Raw genomic sequence first — 18,625 nt, 5'->3', positions numbered from 1 at the left:
ACGATTAAAATTTAAGATTTACTAAGATTCGGGGCTGGTACAAAGTTCATACATAGCGCCAGCGGAATTAATACAAGTGCTAACACACCAAGCACCAAGTAGGCATCACCTACCGACATCACTAACGTTTGCTGGGCAATAACGCCACCTAATTGCTCATTAGGTATGGTGTTTGCCAATGAGTTACCAACCATAGAGGCGCGGTCTAATAGCATTTCGTTATGAAAATGACTGCGCACCGTTAATAGCTGCCCCACAACAGCCCCGCCAATAAGCGAGCCAAACACACGTAATGTGTTTATGGTTCCCGAAAAAAACGGCCCTTCGCTTGGGTCTAGTACACTGGTCATTAAAAATAAAATAGAGACCACAGCCATGGGCTGGCCAAATGCTTGCAACAGCTGCGCTGTGATAAATTGATCCCGATGCCATAAAGGCGTAATTTGTGCGCCGCTAAAACAGGCCAGCGCAATTAAAAATAATCCAATTGACATCACAATGCGGGCGTCTACCCATTTTTTGTATAAAAGCAGTGCCACTACCGAGCCAAGTACAAGTTGTGGTAGCGCAATTAATAACCCTACTGGCGCTAGCTGTAATGCTCTATAGCTATGCAAATTGGCTAAATGGGTTGAGGGCAACATTGAGCCCGACATCAACACCACTAGCAACATGGTAAGTAGTACAGAGCCAATTCCTAAATTGCGTCGGCCTAATAATTGCGGTCTCATAAACGGCGCTTTGTGATGCCACTCGGTTAATACGTAGCAGCCAAATAAAATTAGCCCACCAAAAAAACACACACTAATAAGCGATGAATTAAACCAATCTAAACGCACACCTTGATCAAGCGCGATGGCAATTAACGTCAAAGACGATACGCCGCACACTAGGCCTAACCAATTTCCTTCTTTAAAGCGCGCATATTTAACGCCCTCTTTTGGGAGCCCCCACGCAGTTAGTGAGCCCGCAATAATACAAAGCGGAATAACTTGCCAGTAAATCCAGCGCCAGTCCGATAACACATCAGCCCACTGCCCGCTTAGCCACATAGCTAAATTTGGGGCGAATGTAGCGGTCATCGCGTAAAGCGCTAAACCGTGTAAACGTATGTTAGGGGGTAAAAATTTAAGTGCAGCCATCATTAATATTGGAATGAGCGCGCCACTACTTACCCCTTGCACAAAACGCAGTGCAATTAATAAGTTTAAATCATGAATAAAAGGCAAAATAGCCGCAATAACGCCACATATAGTCACCATAGAAATATGAAAGCGTCTAACCGATAACGTAATGGCAAACCACGAAGCAAAAGGCATAGCGATTAGCTCGCCAACGGTATAGGCGCTTGAAAGCCAAGAGGCATCATCTAAACTTGCCCCTATTACGCCCCTCACATCTGCTAATCCAAGTGCCCCTACTCGGTTATTTAAACCCGCCATCATAGCGGCAATAAAAATGCCTAATAGCCCAGCCAGTGCTTGTTTTGATGGCCCTGCGGTCTTAGCAACAGGTGCCGCATTTTGTACAGGCACATTAATCGTGACTGCATTCATTACTCGCCCTCCGCCTTGGCTGACATTGGCGCAAGCGCACTTTCAGGTAGCGCGTCTGGGTTCCAGCCACCACCGAGAGATTTATACAAATTTACAACCGCAATCGAGGCATTGGTTGCACTGTTATTTAACTTAGTTTGGCTTGCTAATAAATTACGCTGCGCCGTTAAAACGCTAAGGTAGTCGGCTGCCCCTTGCTGGTAGGCTCTTTCAACGGTTTGTAAAGCCTGCTTATTAAAGTCGTGAGCAATTTCAACTTTGTGATGGTGATTTTGCTGCGCAGCCCAACCATCTACTGCGTTATCAACTTCGTGCCACGCTTTTAGTACAGTTTGACGATACGTTAATGCCGCGTTTTTCTCGCGCTCTTTAGTCAGCTTAAGCTGTGATTTTAAGCGCCCACCCTGAAAAATAGGCAAATAAACATTTGGTCCCACTGAAAAAACACGTGAATCCCAGGTTGATAAATCACTCTGCGCATACCCCTCAACCCCTAATGAGCCCGTTAAAGTAATGCGTGGGTAAAAATTCGCTTTAGCTGCGCCAATAGCGGCAACAGCACTGTGTAAGTTTGCTTGCGCTTGTAAAATATCTGGGCGGCGTTTCACAAACTCTGATGGAATAGCCGAAGGGATTTCGCTTGGCATAACGGGCGCAGCAATACGCTCGGCTAACAAAGTATTTAAGGCACGTGGTTTTTCACCTACTAGCAACGCAAGCGCGTTCATTAACACATTACGGCGCTGCGTTTGCTCTGGTAGCGCAGCATTAATTGTTGCCAGCTCTGCTTTTGCACTAATTGTTTCAAAACGTGTACTTACACCGTTTTTTTCGCGGCTTTGTGCAAGCTTTAACACACGCTCTGCAATGGTTTTGTTTTCGTGTGTTATGTTGAGCTGCGTTTGCGCACTGCGCAGTAACAAATACGTTTTAGCCACCTCGCCAGCTAAGCTAACACGGGCGGCTTCACGCGCATACAAAGAGGCCTGCAGCATAGCGACGGCCCCTTCTTCAACACGTTTATTACGGCCCCATAAATCAAGTTCCCAGCTGGCATCAAAACCAAGCTGCCAAAAGTTATCAGGGTCTGAGGGCGCACCGAGTGCAACAAACTTACCATTTTCGCTCAGCCCTTCGCGCTTGTAGTCAAACCCAGCAGATACACTGGGTAAGCGGTCTGCCGATGCAATACCCAATGCCGCGCGGCTTTGGGCAATTCGGCTTGATGCTAGCTGTAAGTCAAGATTACCTAACTGTGCTTTGCGCTCTAGCTCCGTTAAAATAGGATCGTTTAAAATTGTCCACCAATTCCACGCCAATTCAGCATTACCACGTTGTAGCTGAGTAAATTCGGGAGTTGGCTTTATAGCATCGTTGTTTATATTTGTATTAGGCTCTTCAAAGTTAGGACCCACTACACAACCCGACAAAGCCGCAGCTAATGTAAGCGCAATAGCTGAATGCCGCGAATAATTAAAAAGTCTTTTATTAAGACACTGATTAGCCATTTTTAAATCCTAAATTAATAACACAATTATTTATGTACTGTACCGCTCGGTTCGAGTGATAGACAAAAAAAAGCTAAGCACGCTAATTGCTGCCTAGTCACACCTTAAATACATTTAAACAGGGTAATACCGATAGTTAACAGCTGCTAAAAACACCCTTAACTTAAAGCTCAAATTGAACTGTACCGCTCGGTTTGATATACTAGGCGTAATTTAACATTATGTCAAGGTGAAATGTAATGACAAAAACGCTTACTAATGCCCAAAACACTCTGCCTCCAAGTGAATTAGAGCTTGGTGCAAAAGCACGAACGGTATTACACGCTGCACGAAAAATATTTTTAATTCATGGTTTTAATGGTGCAACCACCGACATGATCCAACGTGAGGCAGGCGTATCAAAATCGACGGTTTACGCTCACTTTGCAAATAAAGAAATTTTATTTTTAGCGGTCATTAAAAGTGAATGCGAAATATTTACAGCATCAATCGATAATATAACGTTTAAGCCAGGCAACTTAACAGAAAACTTACGCCGCCTTGGGCATGCTTATTTACAAATCGCTCTATCAGCGTCGGCCATGGCTCTATACCGAATTGTTGTTGCTGAAGCCCCCCGCTTACCCGCCCTAGGTCATATGTTTTATAACTCTGGCCCGCGGGTGGTAAAAGACAAGGTCTCTAATTATTTAAAAGCGGCAGTGGAATCTAAAGAGCTGGATTTTGAAGAATTAAACATTGAAGAAGCCACTAACCTATTTGTTGCCTTAATGCGCAGTGAGCTACATTTAATGTACTTAACTCACCCCGATCAGCCGGTGCTTAAAAAAGATATAGACCGCTGGGTAGAAGTAGCAATAAACTTTTTAGTGCGCTCTTACGGTACGGCACACACTCAAAAGAACTAATTTTTAAATGTGTAATACTTTAAATAAATAGCATTTTAAAGCCACGTATCAATTTTAAACGTGGCTAAATTACCCTTAATGCCAATGCCCTAACAACGCATATTTTAATGCATTATGCTAAACACTAATAAATAATAAAAATAGCGCTACGGGTTAGCCCCTTGCGCTCAATTTATGACAGGTATTGATACTGCACTGTTAGCTATATTATTAAAAAACCAAGCAGCGCAGGCGCTAACTTGTTTAAAACAAAGCTAAATATAGCGCCTTAAAGATAATCTCGCTTAAGGTGCTCACTAGCCGTATTTAAACCAATTATATACACACTTTTTTTACGCTAAATTAACCCAAATCAGCTTACGCTTCTTGTGTAATAAAGTCGTAACGCATATCATTGCTAGATTGCACGGAGGATAAGTAGTTTGGTCATGAAAACCAGTAAGTTAAGTATTCGATTATTATGGTATATAACCCCGCTTGTTATATTACCCTTGTTGTTTTTAGGTGGTTTTACATTAACTAACGTAACCAACTCAACACAAAAACAGGCTGATCTTATAATGAGTCGCTTTGTTGAGCAGCAACAGCAAAAGGTTTTCAACTACATAGACGCGTTTCATTCAACAGCAAAACTACTGTCTACCTCGCCTGTTTTAAACGATTTTTTATCAAACGACATTCATGCTGATGGCAGCTATACCCGCCGCTTAGGGGCACTAATGGATGTTTTTGCCAGTTATAGCGAAGCCTACCCAGATATAATTAGTATTAACTTAGTCTCGGCCAGTGGTAAAAGTGACGCGTATTATTCTAATAATTTAACAACCGCACCGCAGTCATACCCATTTTTTAAGCAAGTACTGCAAAGTAATTTGCGCCAACAACAATTTATGGTGCAAAACAACGACGGCACCACCAACTTATTTTTTGTACAGCGCGTACAAAGTGTTGATTACTATTTAAAACGCCCACAACAACTTGGCTTTATAGTATTGCAAGTTGAGCCCTCTATATTAAACACCAGTATTTTAGAGGCGCCTTATAACAACACCCTTAATTTACTGCTAACCAACGACGGGCAAATTTTATTTAGCTCAGACTACAGCTTACGCGGGCAATATATTACCGAGCACGAACTTGAACAGGTTCACGATTTAGCCGATGTAGGCACCCTTTCGACGATTGAGCTTTCGAGCATAGATAAAATAGAAAGAATGATATTTGCCGTACAAATGAGTGGCGGTTATTACTTTGTATCAACCATTCCAAAAGGTGTGCTTTATCAATCGGGTAAGGCAATTAGCTTAATCACAGGCTTAATTGTGATAATTTCGGTGATCACCCTGCCTATCCTTATTTTTGTGGTTGTGCGCAATTTACTGCTAAACCCAATTGAGCTTTTAGGGGCCGCCAGCCACCGTGTAGGTGATGGTGATTTATCAGTAAATTTACCTGCTCATACAAATGATGAAGTTGGCGTGTTGTTTAACGATTTTAATCACATGATTAACCAAATTAGACACTACCAAGAGCAGCTAGAAGAATATAAGCACCACCTAGAAGACAAAGTAGAAAGCCGTACTAAAGCGCTCGAAGCGATGAACAGCCAGCTTGAACTTGCCATAGCTCAAGCAGAGCAAGCTAACCAGCTTAAAAGCCGTTTTTTAGCAAATATGAGTCACGAGATTCGCACCCCACTAACGGCCATTATGGGCTTTACCGAGCAGTTATTAATTAACGATAAAGTGGTTAACGACAAACAGCATTTAAATACCATTTTACGAAATTCTAAACACTTACTAGAGCTAATAAACAACATACTCGATTTATCTAAAATAGAAGCAGAAAAGCTCGCTGTAGAGCAAGCCCCCCTTAATGTAGTACAGCTGGTTCACGATATCGAATCAATTATTGAACCGCTAGCACACGAAAAACAACTGGCGTTTAGCATTCATTACGAGCTGCCATTACCGCGCACCATTTATAGTGATATGACGCGCTTAAAACAAATTTTGATAAACATAGCCAGCAATGCCGTAAAATTTACCGAGCAAGGCAATGTGTCAATTTGTGTGCATTATTTGCAAAGTAAGCAGCAGCTTGAATTTGTGGTTAAAGACACCGGTATTGGTATGTCTGAGCACCAAATAGAGCGTATATTTAAACCTTTTGAACAAGCCGATGCCACCACCACGCGCCGCTTTGGAGGCACAGGATTAGGTTTATGTATTTCTAAAAACTTAGCGCAGTTATTGGGTGGCGATGTTACTTTAAAAAGCGAAATTGGCATAGGCAGTCGCTTTGCTATTACCGTTGATTGCCATATTAACGAGCCTAAACAGTCACTTGAGCTTTTAACTGAGCAAGCACAGCTTATTCCAGAAAAAGACCCTTTCTTGTCGTTTGCCACTTCTAGTTTTGATGCCAACATATTAGTTGCCGAAGATAACCCCGATAACCAGCTACTTATAAAACTGCTATTACAAACCTGGGGCCTAGAGCCAGATATGGCTAACAATGGTGCACAAGCAGTAGAAATGGCGTTAGTAAACGACTACCAGTTAATTATTATGGATATGCAAATGCCTGTAATGGGCGGCCTTGAGGCAACTAAAATGCTACGTCATGCAGCCTACGATGGGCCCATTATCGCGCTTACTGCCAATGTAATGAACCATGATATAGACACATACATTGAGGCAGGTTGCGATAAAGCACTGGCAAAACCCATTGATAAAGACGCGCTTGAAAACGTGCTAGTTAGTTACTTAAACCTTGAAAAAGATAATCAAAACAAGTGGGATAGTTTACTAAAAAGTGAAAAGTTTCAGCAAATTAACGATAACTATGTGGCTAACCTGCCAAGTTACCTGCAAAAGGTAAACAGCTTAAAAGCCAGTAACGATGCAGAAGCACTTCGAAGCGTAGCCCATAGCTTAAAAGGCAGTGCTGGTTGTTTTAATTTTGACGATATTTACCACAGTGCAGCGCTGCTAGAAGAAAACCTGCTTAGTAATGACCAAGCGCAGCGCCCCACATTAATTGTAAATTTAATTAATGCTATTGAGCAAACCATAGCTAAAAGTAAAGAAACAGCCTAAAAGCGCGTGTTTTACTTTAAACGTTTATTTAGCGCTTAATTTAACCCTTCAACTAAACCCTAAGTTAAGCGCCATACCCATTAGTATGGCGTCTTCATAGCCATTTTTAGAGGGCTTATCGCTTGGGTAATAGTTTTTACGTACCGACATTTGCGTAAAGCCAGCATGTTCGTAAAGCTTTATTGCACGCGCGTTTGATTCGCGTACTTCTAAAAAAAGGTTTTCAGCATTTTGCTGCTCGCCATATTCAATAAACTGGCTAAGTAACTGCCTTGCAATGCCTTTACCTTGCTCACTGGGCGTTACACATATATCCATAAGGGTAAAGTCAGGCCCTGCCTTTTCACCTATATAAAAACCTACTAGGGTGTTTTCATCAAACGCCGCTAAATTAAAATAACGGCCACCCATGCAAGAGCTCATTGTTTTAAGAGACCAAGGATGAGAGTGGCAGGCAGTTTCAATAGCCATTAATTGTGCTATTGCGCTTTCGTTTACAGGTTTAAAGTTTATCAAGGTGTGTGCTCATTAAAGCCCATAAAGCGCGCTTATCAGAAGCACTGAGCTGTGAGGTTGGTAGTGTAAGCTTATCGCCGGTTAACTGTATGTCAGCCCCTTTTAAAACATGATTAATTGTTAAAGAAGGTGCACTTAAACGTATATCACTTAATAACTGCTTGCTCAGCACTAAAGGCTCAGCTGGAGTGCTTTGTGAAACGGCTAAAGTAGGGTCAGTATTTTTAGGACGATAATGCTGATTTAGTTCAAGGTTTTCTATACCAAAAATAGCTGCGTAACGTGGATGCATAACAACTCAGTAGATTAAACACTAGAACAATATATGAAGTAATAAAAACGATGTAAAGAAGAAATGGCAGGGGCGGAGAGATTCGAACTCCCAACCGTCGGTTTTGGAGACCGCTGTTCTACCAATTGGAACTACGCCCCTGCAATGTCGACGAATTATAGAGACCTTTTAGAAAAGGTAAAGTAAAAAATTAACTTTTTAGTTTAACTGCTTTTTAATTATACAAAACGCTGAATTAGCAAGCTAAATAGCGCTGTAAAGCCACTTTAGCTTTAACAGCCCTTACCTTTAAAAAATAAATGCTGCTCAGCTTAGCGTAATTAAAACTGCAGTATGTGCTTTAAAAACGTGCGAGCTTAATAACCGCGGTACTGTTTCTGCCTTCGCTTAGCCCAAACGCTATGCTGTAAATTCTTTCTTAAGTGTTAAATACTTTAGCTAGCATGGTGTATTTACACTTGCTGCTAGTTATTTTTTATACCGGTTTAGCTTGGTTGAGTTGCTGTATACATAAACAAGTCAATAACATTGGCAGCATTTATGATACAATTTAGCGTCTAGGGGATCCGCGCCTTACCACCTAATTGCATATTTCATCATGTATCTTACTTACGCGGGTCATTCACAATGCAAATATGGAGGAGCTTTACTATTAGCAGTTGCTGGTAGTTCACGCCGTGTTATATGAAGTTTAAATCAAAAAAATACAGTATCGATTCAACCGATTACCAAGTAGGACAAGATAACGTTAGCAAATGGGGCATGGATATTCATACTAATGTATTTTCTGTTTCTATTGGCCTATCTCTACTTTTTATAATTACTCTACTTGCCCTCTCGCCTAACGAAGCTAAAGAGGCGATTAACTCAATAAAAAATGCCGCACTAACTAATTTTGATTACGTATTTATGTGGGGCGCCAATATATTACTGCTGTTTGCAGTGGGTATTGCCGCTTCACCGCTGGGTAAAATTCGCCTTGGCGGCGATAAAGCAACTACAGACTATTCAACCTTATCGTGGGTATCTATGCTCTTTGCTGCAGGCATGGGTATTGGCCTTATTTTTTGGGGCGTGGCAGAGCCTACCGCCTTTTACACCGACTGGTTTGGCACGCCTCTCAATGCCGAAGCCTTTACCGAACAAGGCCGAGAAATGGCTTTAGGGGCTACTGTTTTCCATTGGGGTCTGCACGCGTGGGCAATTTACGGTATGACCGCTTTATGCCTAGCCTATTTTGTTTACAACAAAGGCTTACCGCTTTCTATGCGCTCAATATTTTATCCGCTTTTAGGAGATAGAGTATGGGGCAAGTTAGGTGATGTTATCGATGTAATGGCGGTATTAGTAACCCTTTTTGGTCTTGCTACGTCGTTAGGCTTAGGCGGGGCACAAGCTGCCAGTGGTATTAGCCACGTACTCGGCTTTAAAAGCTCTTTATTATTACAACAAGGCATTATTTTATTAATTATGAGCTTGGCTATCCTCTCTATTGTGCGCGGTATGGATGGTGGCGTTAAACTCCTAAGTAATATAAATATGGGCATAGCCTTTGTGTTTTTAGCGCTGGTATTTATTTTAAACTTTACCACGGTACTTGATTCTGCATACACAGCCGTAATAGGTTATGTTAAAAATATCATTCCTCTAAGCTCAAGCACCGGCCGAGAAGATACGCAGTGGCTACATGGCTGGACTGTGTTTTATTGGGCGTGGTGGGTTGCATACGCACCTTGCTTTGGTATGTTTGTAGCGCGTATTTCAAAAGGGCGCACCATACGCGAGTTTTTAGTGTATGTATTACTCATTCCTACCCTTGTAACCACTGCTTGGATGTCGGTTTTTGGTGGTGTTGCGATTGATCAAATTATAAATGAAGTTGGGGTACTTGGCGCAAACCAAGGCATTACAGATGTAACGCTTAGCTTGTTTTATATGCTAGATGCTTATGCATTTGGTACGCTGCTTTCACTTTTAGCTGTAGCGTTAATAATTATCTTTTTTGTCACCACCCTCGACTCCGGCTCTATTGTAATAGATAGCCTTACATCAGGCGGAAAACTAGAAGTACCTATAAAGCAAAAGCTAGTATGGGCCGTTATTGCCAGTATTATTGCTATGTTAATGCTGTGGATTGGTGGCACCGATTCAATTCAAGCATTGCAATACATTACTATTATTGCCGCCCTGCCCTTTACTATTATTTTAATTTTAGGCTGTATTAGCCTAGTTAAAGGGCTACTTACAGAAACCGATCAACCTACACCAATCCCTGCAAAATAAACCCACTTAGCCCACTTCACTTAATGAGTTTAGTGGGCAAGAACTAACGGTTTTTAGGCATAAAAAAAGTCCGTGTAAGCGGACTTTTTATTATTTAGATAACAAAACTATGTTTGCTATCTAAAAGGCATTAACCATTAGTAAAAACGGGTGTTATTCCCACTCAATAGTGGCCGGTGGTTTACCAGAAATATCGTAAACAACACGTGAGATACCGTCAATTTCGTTAATGATACGGTTAGAAACCACACCTAAAAACTCATACGGTAAATGTGACCAACGCGCCGTCATAAAGTCGATAGTTTCAACACAACGCAGTGATACAACCCAATCATATTTACGAGCATCGCCCATAACCCCTACCGACTTAACAGGTAAGAATACAGTAAACGCTTGGCTTACTTTATGATAAAGCTCAGCTTTGTGTAGCTCTTCAATAAAGATAGCATCAGCACGGCGTAGTAAATCACAGTACTCTTTTTTAATTTCGCCAAGTACACGTACACCTAAACCAGGCCCTGGGAATGGGTGGCGGTAAAGCATGTCGTACGGTAAACCAAGCTCTAAGCCAATTTTACGTACTTCATCTTTAAATAATTCACGTAATGGCTCAACTAAGCCCATTTTCATGTCATCTGGTAAGCCGCCCACGTTGTGGTGAGATTTAATTACGTGTGCTTTACCTGTCGCTGAAGCGGCTGATTCTATTACGTCTGGGTAAATAGTCCCTTGACCTAACCACTTCGCATTTTTAAGCTTTTTAGCTTGCTCATCAAATACATTAATAAACGTATGGCCAATGGCTTTACGTTTTTCTTCTGGATCTGATTTGCCCGCAAGGTCAGCTAAAAATTGCTCCTCAGCATCTACTTTAACAATGTTTAAGCCAAATTTATTGCCAAACATGTCCATAACTTGCTGACCTTCGTTTAAGCGAAGTAAGCCATTATCAACAAATACACATGTTAGGTTTTCGCCAATTGCACGGTGAATCAGCATTGCTACAACAGATGAATCAACACCTCCTGATAAGCCTAAAATAACTTCATCATCGCCAACGGTTTCTTTAATGCGCTCAATAGCATCATCAATAATTTTGGCAGGTGTCCATAGCTTTTCACATCCACAAATATCAGTTGCAAAACGCTCTAATAAACGTTGCCCTTGATGAGTGTGCGTTACTTCTGGGTGAAATTGTACACCGTAAAAACGTTTTTCTTCGTTAGACATAGCAGCATGCGGACACGTTGGTGTTTTAGCTGTGGTGCTAAAGCTTGCCGGCACTTCCATTACTTTGTCGCCGTGGCTCATCCACACGTCTAAAACGCCATTGCCGCCATCGGTAATATGATCTTCAATTGCATCGAATAATGCACAGTTACCCACTTTTTCTACTTGTGCATAACCAAACTCTTTTTTATCTGAGCTGTGTACACTGCCGCCAAGTTGAGCTGCCATGGTTTGCATGCCGTAACAAATACCCAGCACTGGCACGCCAGCGTTAAACACGTATTCAGGTGCACGCGGGCTGTTCTCTAGTGTGGTTGACTCAGGGCCACCAGATAAAATAATACCTTGTGGATTAAATTCGCGAATTTGCTCTTCGGTCACATCCCATGCCCACAGCTCACAGTAAACGCCAATTTCGCGGATACGACGCGCGATTAATTGAGTGTATTGCGAACCAAAATCTAAAATTAGAATTCGTGAATCGTGAATATCTTTGCTCATGAAGGATCTCGTAAAGTAGATGCTAGATTCCACTAATTTGCTTAGTGGCTATAAAAGAGGGCTGGTAATTCCAGCCCCGTAATTTAAACGTGTTGTTTAACCTAAGCGGTAGTTAGGCGCTTCTTTGGTAATTTGCACATCGTGAACGTGCGACTCACCCATACCTGCAGATGTAACACGTACAAACTGCGGTTTAGTATTTAGCTCTTCAATGGTGGCACAACCCGTTAATCCCATTGCGCTACGAAGGCCACCCACTTGCTGATGAATAATCGTTGCAATTGGGCCTTTATAAGCGACGCGACCTTCAATACCTTCAGGTACTAATTTGTCAGCTTGGTTAGATTTTTGGAAGTAACGATCCGACGAACCTTCTTTTTGATCCATCGCACCTAATGAGCCCATACCACGGTAAGATTTGTAGTAACGGCCTTGGTAAAGTTCAACTTCGCCTGGCGCTTCTTCTGTACCAGCAAGCATTGAGCCCACCATTACACACGATGCACCCGCAACCAATGCTTTAACAATATCGCCAGAAAAACGAATACCGCCATCAGCAATAACTGGAATGTCACGCCCTTGTAAGCCATCTACCGCATCAGAAATAGCCGTAATTTGTGGCACACCACAACCTGTAACAATACGCGTAGTACAAATGGAACCTGGGCCAATACCTACTTTAACCGCATCCACACCTGCATCAGCAAGGGCAATTGCGCCTTCGGCTGTAGCCACGTTACCGGCAATAATTTGTAAATCTGGGTAAGTTTCACGAGTTTGAGAAACACGGTCAATAACGCCTTGTGAGTGGCCGTGTGAAGTATCGATAAGTAAAACATCAACACCCGCCTCTACTAATGCAGCAATTCGCTCATCAGTACCTGCGCCAACACCAACTGCAGCACCTACACGTAAACGACCTAACTCGTCTTTACATGCATGTGGTTTGTCTTGCGCTTTTTGGTAATCTTTTACGGTGATCATGCCTTTTAGTTTAAACGCATCATCAACCACTAAGATTTTTTCAATGCGGTGTTCGTGCATTAAACCTAAAATTTCTTCGCGCGATGCGCCTTCTTGAACCGTTACCAGTTTGTCTTTTTTAGTCATAACGCTAGAAACAGGCTGTTCAAGCTTCGTTTCAAAACGCATGTCACGACCAGTAACAATACCTAGTAGGTTATTTTCGCTATCAGTAACCGGGAATCCCGAGAACCCTTTTTCTTGCGAAAGAAGCGTCGCATCTGCAATGGTTAAATCGGCAGACACAGTAACAGGGAATGACACAATACCTGCTTCGTAGGTTTTAACTTTACGTACGTTTCTCGCTTGTTCTTCAATGGTCATGTTTTTATGGATAAAACCAAGACCACCTTCCTGCGCGAGGGCAATAGCTAAACGAGCTTCTGTAACAGTATCCATAGATGCTGAAATAAGCGGCAAGTTAAGTTTGATACCACGCGTTAAGCGAGTTGAAATATTTGCCATGTGTGGCAAAACAGTAGAATGACCAGGTACTAAAAGTACGTCATCAAAGGTAAGAGCTTCTTTAGCGATTCTAAGCATTTTGGCAACTTCTCACATGTGGATCTAAGATAAGGAATTGCGGCCAAATTTTAACAGCGTTGTGGGCATTCGTAAATAATATTTCGCAAATATTTATGATAAACTTGCCTTATAACTTGCCTCATAATAGTTTTAGGTTGTTTTTTATGTTTTCGAAGCCTTCGCAAACGGTTTACACCGTATCGCGCCTTAACAGAGAGATTCGTACAGTTCTTGAGCAGGGCTTTGCATCGCTAATTTTAACAGGCGAAATTTCTAACTTTATTACCCCTGCTTCTGGGCACTGGTACTTCTCGTTAAAAGATGAAAAAGCACAAATTAAAGCGGCTATGTGGCGCGGCAATAACCGCTCTCAAAGTTACCGCCCCGAAAACGGCGCACAAGTAACAGTAAGAGCCCGTGTTTCACTTTACGAACCACGCGGTGATTATCAGCTTATTGTTGAGCATATGGAACCTGCCGGTGAAGGCCAGCTTAAACAAGAGTTTGATGCATTAAAAATGCGCCTAGCCGCTGAGGGGTTGTTTAGTTCGGCCTATAAAAAACCACTGCCGCAAAATATAAACCGTGTAGGTGTAATAACCTCAGCAACGGGCGCTGCTATAAAAGATATATTAACCGTACTTAAACGCCGCGCACCGCAATTAGAAGTCATTATTTACCCAGCCATGGTGCAAGGCAAAGAAGCCCATGTGCACTTAATTAACCAAATACAGTTAGCCAATGCACGCAATGAGGTCGACGTACTTATTGTAGGGCGAGGCGGTGGCTCGTTAGAAGATTTATGGTGCTTTAACCATGAGCAGCTTGCGCGTGCTATTTATCAAAGTGAATTACCCATAGTCAGTGCGGTAGGCCACGAAATAGACACAACCATCAGTGACTACGTAGCCGATGTACGCGCAGCAACGCCTTCAGCAGCCGCTGAGCTTGTCAGCCCTAACACGCAAGAGCTACATAGTAAGGTTATTGAGCTCATTAACCGGTTAAATAATGCCTTTAAACACGATATGGCCGATAAGCGCGCACTAGCAACACAGTTACAGCATCGGCTTAACTTGTGTCATCCGCGCAATCAACTTAATCAAAAAGCGCAGCGATTAGATGAGTTAACTATTGCCTTACAACAAGGCATGCGCAATCGCCTTTACCAACAAGAGCGCACGCTTAATAATTTAACCCCGCGTTTAATGCGTCAATCGCCTGATAAAAAGCTATCACAGGCCAGCCATCAGCTTATGCAGATACAAACTCGGCTTGAGCAAGCAATGCAGCACAAGTTGCAACACGCGCAAAATAGCTTAGCGCTGCAAGCGAGTAGGCTCGACTCGGTAAGCCCACTTAATGTTTTAGCGCGCGGTTACAGCATAACCAAAACCCAACAAGGCAAAGTGGTTAAATCGGTAGATCACATTAAAACGGGTGACGTGCTAATTACAGAGCTGGCCGATGGCGCTATAAAATCAACGGTGTTGTAAAGCTCTTTCAGTTAAAGTTCTGTGGCCATTAGTAAGGTTAGTTCGGTGTCGCTTGACGTTGAGGTTGTTCTTTTAAATTGCAACCAAAACTCTTGCTTCATTAACTTATCGTTTAGCTCTCGCCATTGGGTATGATCAAACGAGTCGTTATCAGTAGGTGCAGCAAGTTCAAATTTACATACGGTGGTTTTACACGCTGCACTAACAATCTCTGGGATAGAGCTTAGATCAGAGGTAAGTAAAAAATCTTGTAAAGCTATTTCTGTTTGATAAGCCCACTCTTCATTACGTATTTGCTCATCAAATTGCGCTTGCAAAACGGCTTGCGCATCAGAGGGGTCACGCAGCTGCTGCGCCGCGTTTTTCATCAAGGCTTTTTGCGCTGCTAATTGCTGTTTAAGGTGCGATACTTGCTCTTCTAAAGGAAGCTCATCTAGCGGTTGTTGATCTGGTTTAGGGGGATTATCTTTTTGCTCTATACGAGCGCTTTGTTCAGGGGCAGCGGGTACAACACGCTTTGCTGTTGCTTCACTGCTTTTAACTGGCTGAACAAAAGGTGCCTGCTGCTTTGTATCAGCATGTTGTAACTTTGCGGGGTTTGCGTCACTTGAAGATAAATTAAAGTAGCTCCACGTTAAACCTACACCCGCAATAAATCCTATCCCTAGTGTTAATAAGCTATTTTTGTTCATTTTAATTCCTTTTAAAATTATTTTTATTTATACAGGCTGCTATTACAGCATGGCGCTGGTGTGTGATTCGTTTTCAGGCTCTGGTGTGGTTAAAAAGTTTTGGTTCATACTTTGCGCCGGACACGGACAATCCGGTCTGCCAATAATTTTAGCCGGTACGCCTACAGCGGTGGTATGTGGCGGTACTGCGGTTAAAACAACTGAACCTGCGCCAATACGTGCGCCCTCGCCTACTTCAATATTACCCAGCACTTTAGCGCCTGCACCAATAAGCACACCGGCTCTAATTTTAGGATGACGGTCGCCCTGCTCGTTACCCGTACCACCAAGCGTGACCGATTGCAGTATTGATACGTTATCTTCAATTACCGCCGTTTCACCAATAACAATACCGGTGGCGTGGTCAAACATTATCCCTTTACCAACCTGACACGCAGGGTGAATATCAACCCCAAACACTTCTGAGGTTCGGCTTTGAATAAAACGAGCAAGCTCTTTACGGTTTTGCTGCCACAAGCAGTTAGCTAAACGATGCGCTTGAATAGCATGAAACCCTTTTAAGTTTAAAATAACCGTAAGGTAGGTTTCGGCTGCTGGGTCTCTGTCTTTAACGGCTTTAATATCTTCGGCCACATAAGTAAGCATACGGTCGCACTTTACAAACGCTTGGTCGAATAACTCACGTATTGTAAAAGCCGATACAACAGCATCCGCCAACTTATTAGCAACAATAAAGCTTAACGCCGAACCTAAACACTCATGATTTAAAATGCATGAATACACATGACTTGCTAAAAGGGGTTCGCGAGTTACAACTTCATTAGCTTCACTACGAAGCTGTTGCCAAATTTCATGACGCATAATACTACACTGCCTTAAATTGATATAAAAAGAGCCTTTTCCTAAGTTTAACGGATTTAAAGCCTAAGGTGTTAACGCCTTAGTTATTTGTTCTGGTTATTAGGTATAACTAAGAGTAAAAAAATTATATGAGTGCTAAATCACTCACACACAAAGCATCTTTTCCTTTATCTTTTGCTTTATAAAGTAAATCGTCTGCTTCTTTGATTAAATACGCACAGGTAAAGTCACTACTGGGTGTAATAGTAGTGAGGCCTACACTCACTGTAAGGGTTTGGCTGGGTAATGAGTGTTTATTTTCAATGTTTAACTGTTTTAATTTTTCTAAAATATCGTTCAATACTAACAAGGCCTGATCTGAGTTTGTATTTCCATACACTAATACAAACTCTTCACCACCAAAACGGGCACATAAATCACCTGGGCGTTTAGTAAATTCATTGAGTACTTTAGCCACCCTTTTTAAGCATGTATCGCCTTGTTGGTGGCCGTAAGTATCATTGAGTAATTTAAAATCATCTATATCAATAATAGCCAACGAAAGCGGCATACCTAAACGCTGACAACGATTCCATTCTTGCTCTAAAAAGGTATCAAAAAAGCCTCGGTTAGCAATATCAGTTAAGCCATCAATAGCGGCAAGTTTTTGTACTTGCTCTTCAGCCAGTTTACGCTCGGTAATATTTTGATGGCTAATAGCGTAATACGCTTTATCTGTATGGCTAAACGACACTACTCGCATCATAAACCAACGTTTTTCATCTTCACTATGGCATGGATATTCTAAATAGAAGTCGTCATTAGCCCCCGAAATAACTGATTTAATGCCGTTAAATGCCTTTAAACCAAAGCTATCTCCTTTTTTAGCAGCTTTTTCACACTCTGCTAAGTAATTTTGCTGCTCCCACATATCACAGCAAACACAGTCGTTTTGCTCACCAAAGTTTTGCCAGCTTCGGTTTATATAAACTATGTCGCCGTTAGAATTAATAACCACTACTTGGTCGGGCGTGGTATCTAGTACCAACTTAAAAAACGCTTTATCGTCAATCACGAGCTTTCCATTTTAGCTTTGTTGTTAATCAGTATAATCAATAACAATTCTCTAACACAATATTGTTACTTTACTTCACGCTATTTGCATAATTTATTAATGTGAAGTAATACTCCGTATGACAGCTAAATAGTCTATAAAAAATATAAAAATTTTACTTTTACATTAAAAATCAGATACTAAAGCAGCATGACAGGGTTACTGTCATATGCCAAACTAGCTACTGGCATACTACTGACGGCGTAAAAAATAAAAACAAACGCTAAATTAGCATCATCAACTCAACAAGGATAACGGTGATGAAAAACGATATATTGAATACAAAAAAGCTTGGTTATAAATTTTACTTTCAAGATGGTGACAATCAAATAGCCTGTTTTGGAAGCTACTTCACTGGTAAAGAAGAAGTATTTGTAAACGATGACCTATTCAGTAAAAAACGAAATATCTACTGTGCAAGCACACACTCTTTTGCTTTTGAGGGCTCACAGTACCAAGTAAAATTTGACATGCTTAATATACTTACAGGACGTCTGGAGTGCACTCTTTATAAAAATAGCAGTGTGATAGCCAAACAAGTTCAAAGTAGTCTTTCAGACGATCCTAAAAAGGCAGCATTTTTTCTTGCTGGCTGTACATTAGGTGGGGCGGTGTTTGGCTATACAACGGCAACTATTGTTGAGCTATTTGTAGGGAAGCTTTAACGTGCAATTAAATCCTACAACAGTTAAATCGCTTAGAAGTAAGTTAGATTGGACGCAGCAACAACTCGCAGATGCCTGCGATGTAAGTTTGCGGACCATTCAACGGGTAGAAAAAGAAGGCGCCGCTTCTAAAGAAACCACTATGGCGCTTTGCGCGGTACTTGAAGTACGCCAAGGCGAGCTAATTAAACTTGATGAGCCTATAAATAATGACGTTAAAAGTACGCCAACTAAAAGCTTTTTAGCGGGAGTGGTTATTAGCTCCTTAATAAGCTTTGCTCTAGGCGCAGGCTCAGTGCTTTTAGCGACTAACTAATATTACGTTTTAATAGCACTAATTAAATAAAAATGCCCCAAGCTATAAGCACTGGGGCA

General features: G+C 41.8%; 15 protein-coding genes and 1 tRNA gene. 6 read left to right on the top strand and 10 right to left on the bottom strand.

The annotated features are described in order from the left end of the window. Positions 1 to 11: 11 nt before the first annotated feature. Positions 12 to 1,556, bottom strand: coding sequence for an MFS transporter (locus tag NQT65_RS10945; RefSeq protein WP_256851186.1), 1,545 nt, complete (start codon positions 1,554 to 1,556; stop codon positions 12 to 14). Continuing rightward, entirely contained in the window at positions 1,556 to 3,064 is a 1,509-nt protein-coding gene (locus tag NQT65_RS10940; protein ID WP_256851185.1) for an efflux transporter outer membrane subunit, read from the bottom strand. The genes NQT65_RS10945 and NQT65_RS10940 overlap by 1 nt, the downstream gene beginning before the upstream one ends. Before the next feature lie 239 nt (positions 3,065 to 3,303). On the opposite strand from NQT65_RS10940, the gene NQT65_RS10935 reads away from it, so the two are divergent. After that, positions 3,304 to 3,972: a TetR/AcrR family transcriptional regulator gene (locus NQT65_RS10935; RefSeq protein ID WP_256851184.1), complete on the top strand. Its 669-nt coding sequence runs from the start codon at positions 3,304 to 3,306 to the stop codon at positions 3,970 to 3,972. Positions 3,973 to 4,400: 428 nt separating this feature from the next. Continuing rightward, positions 4,401 to 7,073, top strand: a complete 2,673-nt coding sequence (locus tag NQT65_RS10930) for an ATP-binding protein (protein WP_256851183.1) — start codon at positions 4,401 to 4,403, stop codon at positions 7,071 to 7,073. 48 nt (positions 7,074 to 7,121) lie between these two features. Here the strand turns inward: NQT65_RS10930 and rimI are convergent, their stop codons facing one another. The 3 genes from rimI to NQT65_RS10915 form a co-directional block, all read right to left on the bottom strand. Then, positions 7,122 to 7,589, bottom strand: a complete 468-nt coding sequence (gene rimI, locus NQT65_RS10925; RefSeq protein ID WP_256851182.1) for a ribosomal protein S18-alanine N-acetyltransferase — start codon at positions 7,587 to 7,589, stop codon at positions 7,122 to 7,124. Then, positions 7,576 to 7,881 (bottom strand): BRCT domain-containing protein, encoded by a 306-nt coding sequence (locus NQT65_RS10920; protein WP_138684472.1) that lies wholly within the window; start codon positions 7,879 to 7,881, stop codon positions 7,576 to 7,578. The genes rimI and NQT65_RS10920 overlap by 14 nt, the downstream gene beginning before the upstream one ends. A gap of 64 nt (positions 7,882 to 7,945) precedes the next feature. Beyond that, positions 7,946 to 8,022, bottom strand: a tRNA-Trp gene (locus NQT65_RS10915). Positions 8,023 to 8,565: 543 nt separating this feature from the next. On the opposite strand from NQT65_RS10915, the gene NQT65_RS10910 reads away from it, so the two are divergent. Beyond that, on the top strand, positions 8,566 to 10,164 hold the full coding sequence (locus tag NQT65_RS10910; protein ID WP_256851181.1) for a BCCT family transporter: 1,599 nt from the start codon (positions 8,566 to 8,568) through the stop codon (positions 10,162 to 10,164). A 153-nt stretch (positions 10,165 to 10,317) separates the two neighbouring features. Here NQT65_RS10910 and guaA read toward each other — a convergent pair whose 3' ends face one another. Both guaA and guaB read right to left on the bottom strand, forming a co-directional pair. Continuing rightward, positions 10,318 to 11,895, bottom strand: coding sequence for a glutamine-hydrolyzing GMP synthase (gene guaA, locus NQT65_RS10905; RefSeq protein WP_256851180.1), 1,578 nt, complete (start codon positions 11,893 to 11,895; stop codon positions 10,318 to 10,320). Between the two features lie 96 nt (positions 11,896 to 11,991). Then, positions 11,992 to 13,461: an IMP dehydrogenase gene (guaB, locus tag NQT65_RS10900; RefSeq protein WP_256851179.1), complete on the bottom strand. Its 1,470-nt coding sequence runs from the start codon at positions 13,459 to 13,461 to the stop codon at positions 11,992 to 11,994. Positions 13,462 to 13,607: 146 nt separating this feature from the next. Here guaB and xseA point away from each other — a divergent pair, with 146 nt between their 5' ends. Then, complete coding sequence (xseA, locus tag NQT65_RS10895) at positions 13,608 to 14,939, top strand: exodeoxyribonuclease VII large subunit (protein WP_064385295.1); 1,332 nt, start codon at positions 13,608 to 13,610, stop codon at positions 14,937 to 14,939. Positions 14,940 to 14,950: 11 nt separating this feature from the next. Here xseA and NQT65_RS10890 read toward each other — a convergent pair whose 3' ends face one another. From NQT65_RS10890 to NQT65_RS10880, 3 genes are all read right to left on the bottom strand, one after another. Next, positions 14,951 to 15,631: a hypothetical protein gene (locus tag NQT65_RS10890; protein WP_256851178.1), complete on the bottom strand. Its 681-nt coding sequence runs from the start codon at positions 15,629 to 15,631 to the stop codon at positions 14,951 to 14,953. Between the two features lie 42 nt (positions 15,632 to 15,673). Further along, complete coding sequence (gene cysE / locus NQT65_RS10885) at positions 15,674 to 16,492, bottom strand: serine O-acetyltransferase (protein WP_004586131.1); 819 nt, start codon at positions 16,490 to 16,492, stop codon at positions 15,674 to 15,676. Positions 16,493 to 16,616: 124 nt separating this feature from the next. Next, positions 16,617 to 17,546, bottom strand: a complete 930-nt coding sequence (locus NQT65_RS10880) for a diguanylate cyclase (RefSeq protein ID WP_256851177.1) — start codon at positions 17,544 to 17,546, stop codon at positions 16,617 to 16,619. 299 nt (positions 17,547 to 17,845) lie between these two features. On the opposite strand from NQT65_RS10880, the gene NQT65_RS10875 reads away from it, so the two are divergent. Next, positions 17,846 to 18,250 (top strand): hypothetical protein, encoded by a 405-nt coding sequence (locus NQT65_RS10875; protein WP_029773890.1) that lies wholly within the window; start codon positions 17,846 to 17,848, stop codon positions 18,248 to 18,250. A 1-nt stretch (position 18,251) separates the two neighbouring features. Continuing rightward, the gene (locus NQT65_RS10870) at positions 18,252 to 18,566 is read left to right on the top strand and encodes a helix-turn-helix transcriptional regulator (RefSeq protein WP_054982750.1); all 315 of its coding nucleotides are present in this window, start codon (positions 18,252 to 18,254) and stop codon (positions 18,564 to 18,566) included. Positions 18,567 to 18,625: the final 59 nt, after the last annotated feature.

The organism is Pseudoalteromonas agarivorans, from assembly GCF_024518735.1.
GTDB classification, from domain to species: Bacteria; Pseudomonadota; Gammaproteobacteria; order Enterobacterales; family Alteromonadaceae; genus Pseudoalteromonas; species Pseudoalteromonas atlantica.
The sequence above is the reverse complement of the archived record's forward strand: the minus strand, read 5'-3'. Positions and strand labels throughout refer to the sequence as shown.

What these genes read in the sequence shown, in the direction of transcription:
- cysE (WP_004586131.1), bottom strand. Translation starts at nt 16,492, where the DNA reads ATGCGTCATGAAATTTGGCAACAGCTTCGTAGTGAAGCTAATGAAGTT.
- NQT65_RS10910 (WP_256851181.1), top strand. Translation starts at nt 8,566, where the DNA reads ATGAAGTTTAAATCAAAAAAATACAGTATCGATTCAACCGATTACCAA.
- NQT65_RS10920 (WP_138684472.1), bottom strand. Translation starts at nt 7,881, where the DNA reads ATGCATCCACGTTACGCAGCTATTTTTGGTATAGAAAACCTTGAACTA.
- guaA (WP_256851180.1), bottom strand. Translation starts at nt 11,895, where the DNA reads ATGAGCAAAGATATTCACGATTCACGAATTCTAATTTTAGATTTTGGT.
- NQT65_RS10875 (WP_029773890.1), top strand. Translation starts at nt 17,846, where the DNA reads ATGAAAAACGATATATTGAATACAAAAAAGCTTGGTTATAAATTTTAC.
- NQT65_RS10935 (WP_256851184.1), top strand. Translation starts at nt 3,304, where the DNA reads ATGACAAAAACGCTTACTAATGCCCAAAACACTCTGCCTCCAAGTGAA.
- NQT65_RS10940 (WP_256851185.1), bottom strand. Translation starts at nt 3,064, where the DNA reads ATGGCTAATCAGTGTCTTAATAAAAGACTTTTTAATTATTCGCGGCAT.
- NQT65_RS10890 (WP_256851178.1), bottom strand. Translation starts at nt 15,631, where the DNA reads ATGAACAAAAATAGCTTATTAACACTAGGGATAGGATTTATTGCGGGT.
- NQT65_RS10945 (WP_256851186.1), bottom strand. Translation starts at nt 1,556, where the DNA reads ATGAATGCAGTCACGATTAATGTGCCTGTACAAAATGCGGCACCTGTT.
- xseA (WP_064385295.1), top strand. Translation starts at nt 13,608, where the DNA reads ATGTTTTCGAAGCCTTCGCAAACGGTTTACACCGTATCGCGCCTTAAC.
- NQT65_RS10930 (WP_256851183.1), top strand. Translation starts at nt 4,401, where the DNA reads ATGAAAACCAGTAAGTTAAGTATTCGATTATTATGGTATATAACCCCG.
- guaB (WP_256851179.1), bottom strand. Translation starts at nt 13,461, where the DNA reads ATGCTTAGAATCGCTAAAGAAGCTCTTACCTTTGATGACGTACTTTTA.